The sequence below is a fragment of the Paenimyroides aestuarii genome (genome assembly GCF_024628805.1).
Classification (GTDB): domain Bacteria; phylum Bacteroidota; class Bacteroidia; order Flavobacteriales; family Flavobacteriaceae; genus Flavobacterium; species Flavobacterium aestuarii_A.
The window spans coordinates 2,225,070-2,237,261 of record NZ_CP102382.1 but is presented as its reverse complement, the minus strand read 5'-3'; the positions used below and the strand labels follow the sequence as shown (position 1 = coordinate 2,237,261).

General features: G+C 34.8%; 13 protein-coding genes and 1 pseudogene. 7 read left to right on the top strand and 7 right to left on the bottom strand.

The annotated features are described in order from the left end of the window. Nucleotides 1-22 precede the first annotated feature (22 nt). A pseudogene (locus tag NPX36_RS10850) lies at nt 23-1,597 on the top strand (IS1182 family transposase); the annotation flags it as partial. A 129-nt stretch (nt 1,598-1,726) separates the two neighbouring features. On the opposite strand, the gene NPX36_RS10845 reads toward NPX36_RS10850, so the two are convergent. Both NPX36_RS10845 and NPX36_RS10840 read right to left on the bottom strand, forming a co-directional pair. Beyond that, entirely contained in the window at nt 1,727-2,599 is an 873-nt protein-coding gene (locus NPX36_RS10845) for a nucleoside phosphorylase (RefSeq protein ID WP_257498721.1), read from the bottom strand. Nucleotide 2,600: 1 nt separating this feature from the next. Beyond that, nucleotides 2,601-2,951 carry a translation initiation factor gene (locus NPX36_RS10840; RefSeq protein WP_257498720.1) on the bottom strand — a complete coding sequence of 117 codons (351 nt, stop codon included), beginning with the start codon at nt 2,949-2,951 and terminating at the stop codon, nt 2,601-2,603. A gap of 80 nt (nt 2,952-3,031) precedes the next feature. Between NPX36_RS10840 and NPX36_RS10835 the strand changes: the two genes are divergently transcribed. From NPX36_RS10835 to NPX36_RS10810, 6 genes are read left to right on the top strand one after another with little or no spacing between them, the layout of a single operon-like run. Then, on the top strand, nt 3,032-3,235 hold the full coding sequence (locus NPX36_RS10835; protein ID WP_257498719.1) for a hypothetical protein: 204 nt from the start codon (nt 3,032-3,034) through the stop codon (nt 3,233-3,235). A 32-nt stretch (nt 3,236-3,267) separates the two neighbouring features. Then, the gene (locus NPX36_RS10830; protein WP_257498718.1) at nt 3,268-4,113 is read left to right on the top strand and encodes a substrate-binding domain-containing protein; all 846 of its coding nucleotides are present in this window, start codon (nt 3,268-3,270) and stop codon (nt 4,111-4,113) included. Nucleotides 4,114-4,122: 9 nt separating this feature from the next. After that, complete coding sequence (locus NPX36_RS10825) at nt 4,123-5,052, top strand: transglutaminase domain-containing protein (protein ID WP_257498717.1); 930 nt, start codon at nt 4,123-4,125, stop codon at nt 5,050-5,052. Beyond that, entirely contained in the window at nt 5,052-5,429 is a 378-nt protein-coding gene (locus NPX36_RS10820; protein ID WP_257498716.1) for a DUF423 domain-containing protein, read from the top strand. Before NPX36_RS10825 ends, NPX36_RS10820 begins: the two co-directional genes overlap by 1 nt. A 60-nt stretch (nt 5,430-5,489) precedes the next feature. Next, on the top strand, nt 5,490-6,638 hold the full coding sequence (locus tag NPX36_RS10815; RefSeq protein ID WP_257498715.1) for a TlpA disulfide reductase family protein: 1,149 nt from the start codon (nt 5,490-5,492) through the stop codon (nt 6,636-6,638). Between the two features lie 6 nt (nt 6,639-6,644). Then, entirely contained in the window at nt 6,645-7,811 is a 1,167-nt protein-coding gene (locus NPX36_RS10810) for a TlpA disulfide reductase family protein (protein WP_257498714.1), read from the top strand. Between the two features lie 251 nt (nt 7,812-8,062). Here NPX36_RS10810 and rfbD read toward each other — a convergent pair whose 3' ends face one another. From rfbD to NPX36_RS10785, 5 genes are read right to left on the bottom strand one after another with little or no spacing between them, the layout of a single operon-like run. Next, a complete protein-coding gene (rfbD, locus tag NPX36_RS10805) occupies nt 8,063-8,914 on the bottom strand; it encodes a dTDP-4-dehydrorhamnose reductase (protein WP_257498713.1) in 852 nt (283 codons plus the stop codon). 49 nt (nt 8,915-8,963) lie between these two features. Continuing rightward, complete coding sequence (gene rfbC, locus NPX36_RS10800; protein ID WP_257498712.1) at nt 8,964-9,512, bottom strand: dTDP-4-dehydrorhamnose 3,5-epimerase; 549 nt, start codon at nt 9,510-9,512, stop codon at nt 8,964-8,966. A gap of 1 nt (nt 9,513) precedes the next feature. Then, entirely contained in the window at nt 9,514-10,566 is a 1,053-nt protein-coding gene (rfbB, locus tag NPX36_RS10795; RefSeq protein ID WP_257498711.1) for a dTDP-glucose 4,6-dehydratase, read from the bottom strand. A gap of 48 nt (nt 10,567-10,614) precedes the next feature. Further along, nucleotides 10,615-11,628, bottom strand: coding sequence for a UDP-glucose 4-epimerase GalE (gene galE, locus NPX36_RS10790; protein WP_257498710.1), 1,014 nt, complete (start codon nt 11,626-11,628; stop codon nt 10,615-10,617). A gap of 31 nt (nt 11,629-11,659) precedes the next feature. Next, nucleotides 11,660-12,088 (bottom strand): adenylyltransferase/cytidyltransferase family protein, encoded by a 429-nt coding sequence (locus NPX36_RS10785; RefSeq protein WP_257498709.1) that lies wholly within the window; start codon nt 12,086-12,088, stop codon nt 11,660-11,662. Between the last annotated feature and the right edge of the window lie 104 nt (nt 12,089-12,192).

Genomic DNA, 12,192 nt, shown 5'->3' with positions numbered 1-12,192 from the left:
GAGTTGAACAAAAAACCCAACTATGGCTAAGGTAACATTTAAAAATCAAACAGGCAACTCTCCAGAACTTTTCCCTATCAATATTTTTGATTTGATTCCAGAAGACCACCCCGTTCGGTTGGTGGATTCGGTGGTTAATCAATTGGATATCAGCGATATTACAAATCTTTACTTAGGCGGAGGTTGCTCTGCATATCATCCGAGAATGATGATTAAAGTGTTGTTTTACAGCTATTTGTCCAACATTTATTCGTGTAGAAAAATCGCCAAAGCCCTTACCGAAAACATTCATTTTATGTACATTTCGGGAAATTCTACGCCAAATTTTAGAACCATCAACGAATTTAGAGGGAAAATTTTGAAGGAGAAAATCAAAGATTTGTTTGCCGAAGTGGTGAAAATGCTGGTAGAATTGGGCTACATCAGCCTTGATATTCAGTATATTGACGGCACAAAAATAGAGGCAAAATCCAATAAATACACCTTCGTTTGGCGGGGTTCTGTGGAAAAGTACAAAGAAAAATTAGAAGTTAAAATCAATACGATTCTTTCAGATATTGAAAACAGTATTCAATCAGATAATCAAGAACTTAACAAGGAAGAACTGCCCAAAAAAATCAATTCCGAAGAACTAAAAGAGAAGTTATCTGAATTGAACAAAAAACTAAAAGAACCTACCAAAAAACAGGCAAAAGAGCTACAAAAACTTCAGGATGAGCATCTTCCAAAATTAGAAAAATACGAAAAAGACCTAGAAACTTTAGGCGATAGGAATTCTTACAGCAAAACCGACCCCGACGCTACTTTTATGCGGATGAAGGAAGATCACATGAAAAACGGACAGCTTAAACCGGCTTATAATACGCAGATTTCAACTGAAAACCAGTTTATTACACACATCTCTATCCATCAAAAACCTGGTGACACCACCACTTTAGAATCTCATTTGGAAGGTTTTGAAAATGCTTACAAAAAACAAAGCAAAGAAGTGGTTGCCGATGCAGGATACGGAAGTGAGGAGAATTACGAAATGCTTGAAAATAAGAGCGTTACAGCGTATGTGAAGTATAATTATTTTCATGCAGAACAGAAAAAGAAGATGGAAAACAATCCGTTTTTGGTTCAGAATTTATTCTATAACCAAGAACAAGATTTTTACGTTTGTCCGATGGGTCAACGAATGGAAAATATAGGCAAAGGCAAACGAATTTCGAGCAACGGATACGAATCGCAAGTGTCTTATTATCAAGCTAAAAACTGCAACAATTGTCCGCTTCGAGGGGAATGTTTCAATGCAAAAGGCAACCGAAAAATAGAAGTCAACCACCGATTAAATGAATTAAAACACAAGGCTAAAACATTATTAACTAGCGAAGAAGGTTTAAAACACCGAAGCAAACGCCCGATAGAAGTAGAAGCTGTCTTTGGTCAACTCAAAAGCAATAATAAATTTAACAGATTTACATTCAAAGGATTAGAAAAAGTAGAATTAGAATTTCTACTGATGGCTCTTGGACATAATTTTAGAAAAATGGTGGCTAAAGGAGCGACTTCTAAGAAAATTGTTGTAAAAACCGCAAAACGAGGTTCAAAAATGATTTTTGAAATTGAAATTTTCATTTTTAAGCATCAAGAATTTTCTTCAACTAAAAATAATCATCAAAATTTTCACTATCAAAAATTAGCCGCATAAAAAAAAGACTGCCCTTTTTGGACAGCCTCTTTTTTATGCGAGTATTCGATCTAATGTAAAACAAATCAATGCATCAATCGTTTTATAAGGATCAGCGCTAAAAGTTCCGTTTTTACGATTGGCAACAATCGCATTTAACGACAATGCTCTGTGTCCTAAAAGTTTTGCTAATCCATAAATTGCAGCGGTTTCCATTTCTAAATTGGTGGCTTTTAATCCTTTATAAGCAAACGAATCTATTTTATCATTCAAAAATGCATCTTGCAAGGGTAATCGTAAAATTCTGCCTTGTGCACCATAAAATCCGGGGGCTGTTATGGTAATTCCTTCAAAAATTCTATCAGATTGAAATTTCTTCAATAAATCATTATCAGCAGAAATAACATAAGGCAAACCTTTAGAAAGATCCCAATTGGTGTGGTTTACAAACGCTTTTTCTATGGATTGATTTTGAATATTTTGTAGCTCATAACTGCGCAACATATTGTCTGTACCAATAGCAAATGCCGACATTAACAATGAATCAACAGGTATTGCTGTTTGCAAGGAACCTGAAGTTCCCACGCGAACAATATTTAAACTGGTTAAATTTGGTTTTACTGTTTTTGTGGCGAAATCGATATTTACCAAAGCGTCTAATTCATTCAGCACAATATCGATATTATCAGGACCAATTCCAGTTGAAATCACGGTTATCCGCTTGCCTTTATAAATTCCGGTTTCGGTTTTGAATTCGCGCTTTTGTGTAGAAAATTCAATCGAATCAAAATATTTTGTTATGGATGCTACCCGATCTTGATCGCCAACAAAAATAATATCATTGGCAATGTCTTGGGGTTTTAAATTCAAATGATAAACGCTGCCATCCGGATTTAAAATAAGTTCTGAATCTTTTATCTTTTGCATATCAACCTCCCACTCGTTTTACTTTATATCCCTCATTTTTAAGATAATCTATTATTTTATCCCGAAAATTTCCTTGAATAATAATTTCACCATCTTTTGCACTTCCACCCACACCACACAAGGTTTTTAATTCTTTAGCTAAAACCTTTAAATCATCAGTAGATCCTACAAAACCTTTTATAACAGTTGCTACTTTTCCACCGCGGTTTTTCTTGTCTAAATGCGCTTCTAATAATTGTTTGTTGGGTGCTAATGTTTCTTCATTTTCAGAATTTTGTTCAAAATCGAAATCTTTATTGGTTGAAAAAACAAATCCACCTAAATCTTCTAAACTCGATATTTTTTTTGCCATTTTTTAACGATAAATTTTGATAATCAAATATACATAAACTATATAGAAAGCTTATTTTTGTAAGAATAAAATTAACAATTTTGAAGCTATCTGATTTACATCAACTTACACAAGAAATTATCGATGCCATTGCCACCAAACAACCGCTGCTCGCAAAAAACCGAATTGCAAAAATTCAAGAATTAATCGATTCTTTAATTGATTCTACCACAAATAACGAGGAATTGGTTGAGCTATCGAAATATCAAACCTTGATTACTGTGCTAAATAATAAATTAAAATAGTACATTTACTTAATTTTTAATTACAACTTTTTATGAAAACCGTTAGAATTGTTGGCGTACCCGAACATTTTAATTTTCCTTGGCAATTAACGATTGATGAAGGAATGTTTAATGAAATAGGTATTGATTTACAATGGACCGATATACCCGAAGGCACAGGAAAAATGTGTGAAATGTTGCGCAAAAATGAAACCGATTTAGCCGTGATTTTAACCGAAGGAATTTTAAAAGACATTGCCAATGGAAACGAGTCGGTTATTTTGCAAACCTACGTGCAATCGCCTTTGCAATGGGGAATTCACGTAAACGCGAAGAGCAATTACCAAACGGTTGATGATTTGTATGGAAAAAAAGCAGCCATTTCGCGCTATGGTTCTGGTTCAGAATTGATGACTTATGTGAATGCAGCCAATCAAAAATGGAGTTTCGATTCCCTATCATTCGAAATAATAAACACCTTAAGCGGTGCTGTTGAAGCATTAACCAACAACACAGCCGATTATTTTATGTGGGATCGTTTTATGACGCAACCCATTGTTGATCAAGGTGTTTTTAGAAGAATTGGTGTGTGCCCCACTCCCTGGCCATGTTTTATGATTGTTGCCCGCAAAGATTTTTACAACCAAAACAAAGCTTTGGTAAACAATTTGATAGAAACCATAAATCAAACCACGGCCGAGTTTAAAATGATACCAAGTATCGATAAAACCTTGGCAAGTGTTTTCAACCAAAAGTTAGAAGATATTCAGCAATGGTTGCAAATAACCAAATGGTCGCAAAAAAAACCAACAGAAACGCAATTTAATCAAATTATTGCCGATTTAATACAGTTTAAAATTATAAACCAACCATTGAGTTATTCTGAAGTTGTTGTTTAAAAATAGTTAATGAAAATAGCCAACATCAAATTATTGCGTACTCTAAATAAGCTTAGCCTACCTAAGCCTTGGGATACTATTATAATTTTATTGTTGACTATTTTAACTTTAATACCGGTTTTCATTATTCTGCATCAAAATTTAATCGATCCAGAATGGCCCATACACTTAGACCGCATTTTATTATTCGTAGTAATTACAGCAGTTGTAACGTATGTTTTGCATTACATTAAACGCTTTTTGTTCTTTGCGATAATTACCTATTTACTAGTACTTTTATTTGGCACTTTATCAACAGGTTACGGTTTTAAGTCGGTTTTCGAAGATTACCGTTCCATGATTTATGCCATGAGCGACAACCCCAATCCACAAGACATTATTGTATCAAAACTGTTGCCCTTTCCCAACAAATCAAAAATTATTAAGGCAATAGAATACGATAATCCCAAAGTGCGCAACTTTGCAGTGGGTGCAACTGCTAAACATTTTAGAAATATCAAAGGATACAAAGAATACCGACAAATTATTCAATGTTTTGCCATTTTTAAAGAAATTCAAGACAAATGGAACTATGTAAACGATCCCAAAAATCGGGAATATATTGCCACTGCTTCTGAATCATTACAGCATTTTTCGGGCGATTGCGACGATCACTCTATTTTAATGGCGGCATCTATCCGGGCAATTGGAGGAACTCCGCGATTAATCCACACAAAAGAACACATGTATCCTGAAATGTTAATTGGAACAAAAGCCGATTTAGAAAACATTGTGTATTTAATTAAAGAAGTTCTGTTTGTAAAAGAATCAAAAGGAAAAACGATACATTACCATATAGATGAACGCGGGCAAGTGTGGCTAAATTTAGATTATACCGCAAAATATCCGGGCGGACCTTTTATGAGTGAAGAAATTTTAGGAGAATTAACCTTGAACTAATGACCAATATATTTATAACAACCGGTGCTGTTTTTGGCGCTTTAGGAATTATTTTCGGAGCCTTTGGTGCACATGCTTTAAAAAAGATTTTTAACAATGAGCAACTAAAAAACTTTGAAACAGGTGTGAAATATCAAATGTATCATGCCATTTTGTTAATAATTGTAGGTTTCAACCTTAATTATATCACAAAATTGCAAACCTTGTTATACTATTCATTAACTTTAGGAATTGTTTTATTTAGTTTTAGTATCTATGCACTTTGCATAAGCAGTGCATGGAATAAAAAAGTTAAAATACTTGGACCCATTACGCCAATTGGAGGTTTAATGCTACTAACAGCTTGGGTTTTGCTAATTTTAAACTCTATAAATTAATTTTATTTTTATTAACATTAAATTTTATACATTTACACAGAATTAAATTAACTATTTTAAATGAAAAAATTATTTGCACTTGCTTTTACTGCAGCAGCTTTAGTTTCTTGTAATAAAGACGGATACACGATTAAAGGTGAAGTAAAAGGTTTGGAAGACGGAACAAAAGTTTATATTAATAAACAAGACGAAAACGGATTTACAAAGATTGATTCAACCGAAATTAAAGGTGGTGTTTTTGAATATAAAAGCGAAAAAACACCTGAAACCGATTTATATTTTATTGAGTTAGGAAATCCACAGCAGTTTACAATACCTTTTATTGTTGAAAGCGGAGACATTAAATTTACTTTTGATAAAGCAAAACCAGAAGATGCAAGAGTAAAAGGTACTAAAAACAACGATTTACTTGCATCATACAACGAAGAAGCATACAAAATTCAGACTGAAATAATGGATTTTCAAAAGCAAAACCAAGCTAAATTCATGGAAGCACAGCAAAAAGGCGATCAAGCAACTATGCAGTCTTTAATGGATCAAATGACAAAAATTCAAGACAAATATGTAGATCAAAACAAAAAATTCATCACTACCAATAAAGATTCTTATATTTCCTTATTGTTGTTGTCGCAATTGGCAATGTCTGATGCTTTAAAGTCAGAAGAAATCAGTAAATATTTCAACGATTTAGACGCATCGGTTAAAGAAACGAAAAAAGGAAAAGAGTTTGCCGAAAACTTGAAAAAGATGGAAACAAACCAAAAAGAAATGCAGGCAAAACAGCAAAAAGTAGCAGTTGGGCAAAAAGCACCAGACTTTTCTGCAACAACACCTGATGGTAAAACAGAATCGTTAATGGCCAATTTAGGTAAGGCAACAATCATTGATTTTTGGGCTTCATGGTGTGGACCTTGTCGTAAAGAAAATCCAAACGTGGTAGCACTTTACAACAAATATAAAGACAAAGGTTTAAAAATAATTGGTGTTTCATTAGACAAAGAAAAAGAAGCATGGATGAAAGCAATTGCCGATGATAAATTAGCTTGGATGCATGTATCAAACTTAAAATTTTGGGAAGATCCAATTGCGAAAGAATATGCTGTTGAATCAATTCCTGCAACATTTATCTTAGATGCCAACGGAACAATCGTAGCAAAAGATTTGCGAGGAGCTGAATTGGAAGCAAAAATCGCAGAAATTTTAAAATAATTTAATGTGAAAATATTAGAAAAAGTCGGTATATTGTTACCGACTTTTTTTGTTAATATGCGTAAACTATTCTACTTTATACTATTACTTATACCTTGCATGCTAAATGCCCAGCATATCATTCAGGGGAAAATAAAAAACAACAAAAAAACATTTAAGGTTTACCTAAAAACATTTGCTAACAATGATTACATAAAAGCCGATAGCGCCACAGTAACAAACAATTATTTTGAGTTTAAAATTCCTAATGACAATAGATTAGTTTATTTAGAAAGTACAGATTTAGACTCATTAGTACTTAAACTTTATAATACAAACGGTACTACAAAAATAATTTACGACCTATCTAATCAAAGTTACAAGATAAAAGGAACAGCTATCAATGAAGGGTTGGCAAAATACGAAAAATTTATAGCGCCTCTCGTAGCAGAGCTTAAAAACTTATCAAAACAAAAACCGTTTATTAAAAACACTTCTAATTTTACAATTGAAGAACGAACTGCGTATAATCAGCACTTTTGGTTAACACAAATAGTAAAAAACCGCATTGAATTAATGCAGTTTGATTTTATTAATGATAATAAAGATAATGCTTTCTCAAAAATTTTAATTGCCCAAAAGTTAAACGGGGTATTTAAAGAGATAGATTATACTTATTGGGAACGGTTTTATAGTAATTTAAATGAAAACGAACGTAAAACTGAAAAAGCTATTAAATTAGCTTTGTTTTTAAGAGAATATGAATCTGTTAAAATAGGTGCGAAAGTTGCCCCTTTTTCGTTGAATGATACAAATAATACACTACAAAGTTTGTATGAAAATTTAGGAGAAAAATATACACTTATAGATTTTTGGTCATCATGGTGCATGCCTTGTCGAGAAGAAAATCCAAATTTGGTAAAGATTTACAAGCAATATCATACACTGGGGTTAAATATTATAGGTATTTCGTTGGATACACAAAAAGATAAATGGATTCAAGCCATAGAAAAAGACCAATTAACTTGGTTACAGTTATCAAACTTACGTGGCTGGAATGAACCTCTCCTAAAAAATTTTAAGGTAACTGCTATTCCTAAAACAATCCTGCTTAATAAGAAAGGGGAAATAATAGCTAAAGATCTACGAGGCTTGGAATTAGAAAAAAAATTAGAAACTTTGTTTGAGAAATAAATATTTAATACTTATAAAAAAAATCCAACAATATCTGCTGCGATTTTTTAAAAAGTTGAACCCACGATGTTAGTATCTCGTCAATTGTGTAAATTGAAAAGCTAATTCAGAAGATTATAAGGTATTAATTCGGGTATTTCTTTTATTACAGAACTAGTGAACTAAAAAATTTACTATCTAAATGAACCTATGAACTTAACTCCTTTTCAAATACGAAGAAAGGAAATTCTTATTGTAAAAAAGATAAACGATTAACGCATCTTTAAAAGCATTTCTTCCAAGCTTGTTTTCCAATGCGGAACGGCAACTTGGTACACTTCTTTAATCTTTGATTTATCAAGCAATGAAAAATGAGGGCGCTTTGCAGGTGTTGGAAAAGCATCACTGCCAATGGCATTTATTTTGGTATGCAATCCTTTTATTTCTTTTATCGCCGTGGCAAATTCATGCCAACTTATTTTTCCTTCGTTACTGTAATGATAAACTCCTTGAACAAACACAGGTGCTTCAACAATCGTCATGATGGCTTGTGCCAAATCGCGGGCATAGGTCGGCGTGCCCACTTGGTCTGCAACTACACCGATTTCTTCCCGTTCGTTCATTAAACGCAACATGGTTTTTACAAAATTAGCGCCATACACAGAATATACCCAAGCGGTACGAATGATGACATTGTTGGCTCCTGAAGCTTGTAAAGCTTGTTCGCCTTGCAGCTTTGTTTGTCCGTACACATTAATGGGGTCTGGTGTATCGGTTTCCTTTAACGGCGTTTCACTGTTGCCATCAAACACATAATCGGTGGATATATGAATGACTTTTGCTTGGTGTGCTGCTGCCCACTCTCCTATTGTTTGCACAGCAATATGGTTTACGGCATTGCACAGTTCTTGATCACTTTCGGCTTTGTCAACAGCAGTATATGCGCCTGCACTTACAATAATCTCTGGTTTTTCGGTATTTAAAACTTCGAGAATCTGCTCCGGGTTACTTAAATCCATTTCCTCACGATCTACAAAAACCATTTGGTGTTGAGGATATGATTCTTTTAAATCGTGCAATTCAGATCCTAGTTGACCTTGACGACCGGTGATTAATATTTTCATAGTTATATAATGATCTGATGAACAAATAAACGATTCTACAGTTCTACGATTAGACGTTAAACAATTGATTAAAAGTTGGTAAGATGATGTCTTTTTCTGATACGATCTCTGCTTCTGCCTCTATTCCCCAATCAATAAGTAATTCAGGTGAATTGTATAAAACGCCTTGTTCTGATTCTTTGTTATAAAAATTATCGCATTTATAAAAAAAGATTGCTTCTTCGCTCAATACCGAAAAACCATGTAAAAAACCACGGGGAACAAATAACTGTTTGTTATTTTCTGCTGATAAATGCACAGCTACATGCTGACCAAAAGTGTCTGAGTCTGGACGAGCATCAACAGCTACATCAATTACTTCGCCTTTTAAAACGCGTACCAATTTTGCTTGGGCATGACTTCCCGCTTGGGCATGCAATCCGCGTATCACTCCTCTTTTGGAATAACTTTGATTGTCTTGCACAAAATGGGTGTTTGTTCCTGTTAAATCGTTAAATGTTTTTTCGTTAAAGCTTTCAAAAAAGTACCCGCGTTCGTCTTCAAACTTGCGTGGTTCTATAATAAAACAGCCTTTTAAATGGGTCTCTGTTGCTTTCAAACTAGCCTTGATATTGTTTGTTATAATATTTCTGATAATCTCCCGATGTGACGTTGTTCAGCCAATCTTGATTGTCCATAAACCAATCAATTGTTTTTGCCAACCCTTGTTCAAAGGTTACGCTTGGATACCACCCCAATTCCTTATTGATTTTATTGGCATCGATGGCATAACGCAAATCGTGCCCCGGACGGTCTTTCACAAAAGTAATTAACTGCTCACTAGTGCCTGGTTCCCTCCCTAATTTGGCATCCATTTGCTTGCACAATTCTTTTACTAAATCAATATTTGTCCATTCATTAAATCCACCAACATTGTAACTAGCACCGTTTTTTCCTTCGTGGAAAACCAAATCAATCGCTTTGGCATGATCAATCACAAACAACCAATCACGGGTATATTTTCCATCGCCATAAATCGGCAACGGCTTGTTATTGATGATATTATGAATACACAACGGAATTAATTTTTCTGGAAAATGATTCGGCCCATAATTGTTGGAACAATTGGTCATAATGATCGGCATGCCGTATGTATCATGATATGCACGCACAAAATGGTCAGAAGATGCTTTGGAAGCGGAGTAAGGTGAATGTGGATCGTATTTAGTATCTTCGGTAAAGAAACCTTCGCTGCCCAACGCACCAAAAACCTCATCGGTTGACACATGATGAAAACGTTTACCCTCATAATTGCCTTTCCAAACTTCGCGCGCGGCATTTAATAGATTCACCGTACCAATTACGTTGGTCATCACAAAAGCCAATGGATCAGCAATGGAGCGATCTACATGCGACTCGGCCGCCAAGTGAATAACGCCGGTTGGTTGGTATTTTTCAAAAACACGATTAACTGCCTGTGCATCACAAATATCAACTTTTTCAAAATGATAATTTGGCAAGTGATCGATATCTTTTAAATTTTCTAAATTACCGGCATAGGTCAGTGCATCTACATTTACGATGGTATAATCGGGGTATTTGGTCACCAACTCACGAACCACGTGCGAACCGATGAATCCGGCACCACCTGTAATGATAAGGGTATGTTTCATTTTTTTGAATGTTTCTAATCGAATGGGTTCAAAGATACTATTTTATTATTACTTTTCTGTTTGTTGCTGAAATTTCCAAGAGGTTTGCATAGAGGTTTGCAAACTGGTTGTGGGCTGCCAATTAAGTTGGTTTTTTGCTAACGAATAATCGGCAAATGCTTGCACAATATCACCTGCTCTGCGGGGTTTCATTTCATAGGGTATTTTGATTCCGTTTGCTTGTTCAAAAGCATGTACAATTTCTAGAACTGTTGAGCCGGTACCTGAACCCAAATTAAAAAATTCTAAATGAGCTTGGTTTTTCTTATCCAACAAACGTTGCATGGCTTTAACGTGGGCATCGGCTAAATCGTTTACATCGATATAATCGCGAATAGCTGTGCCGTCGCGCGTGTCGTAATCGTTGCCAAAAATTCCCAAACACTCCCTTATTCCCATAGCTGTTTGCGTAACATATGGAACCAAATTATTAGGTATGCCGCTTGGCAATTCACCAATCACTCCAGATGCATGAGCACCAACAGGATTAAAATACCGCAAGGCTATGGCGTTTTTTTGTGTAGCTTTCACAAAATCTTCAATAATCTCCTCGCCCATTTTTTTGGTGTTTCCATAAGGCGACTCTGGTTTTTTCAGTGGTGTTTGTTCATGTATCGGCATTTCGTCTGCTTGTCCGTACACGGTACACGATGAGGAAAAAATAAAATGATCTGCCGCATAATCGTCCATTGCTTGCAAAACATTCATCAATCCCAACAAATTATTGCGGTAATAAAGCAAAGGTTTTTCTACTGATTCGCCAACTGCTTTGTATGCTGCAAAATGAATGACACCATCAATCTCATGTGATTGAAAAAAAACATTCACCGCATTTGCATCTTTCAAATCGATATTATAAAAAACCGGCTGTATGTTGGTAATGGATGTGATTTTTTCCCAAACGTTTAGATGGGAATTTGATAAATCGTCTATAATATACACTTGAAAACCGGCTTGCTGCAAAGCCACTACGGTGTGGGAACCAATATAGCCTAAGCCGCCTGTTACCAATATATTTTTCATTTTTTCTTTTTTAAGAGTCAATTTCGGGTTCTTACTCGGTGCTTTTAATGCTTTCTTTTTCGGCTACGCTTTTGCGCAAACCCGAACTTGAGAAACGGTGATCGCGTTGGTTAAAATACAATGCAATACCTTTTTCCTCACAATAAGCTCTGCCTGTAAAATTCTTATCGCGGTATTCTTCTCCTAAAATACGAACATCGATTTTAAACGACCGAAGGATATCTTCTAAATCTTGCTCGGTTGCATAAGGAACAATCTCATCAACATGAATACATCCTTTTAACTGAATATACCGCTCTACAACGCTTTGTGCGGGTTTGTTTTTTTCAGGTCGATCTATTGTGGGATCGGTTTGCAATCCACAAATTAAATAATCGCACTGGCGTTTTGCGTCTTCGAGCATTTTTATATGTCCTGCGTGCAACAAATCGAATGCACTAAAAGTAATTCCTATTTTCATAATGTTTTGTATAACTCTTCAGATAAAATGTATTTTCGAAGGATGCATCACTTTTACTTCCTACCTTTTCTGTACACCGTCTAAAAAGCATTTATGGGTGGAAA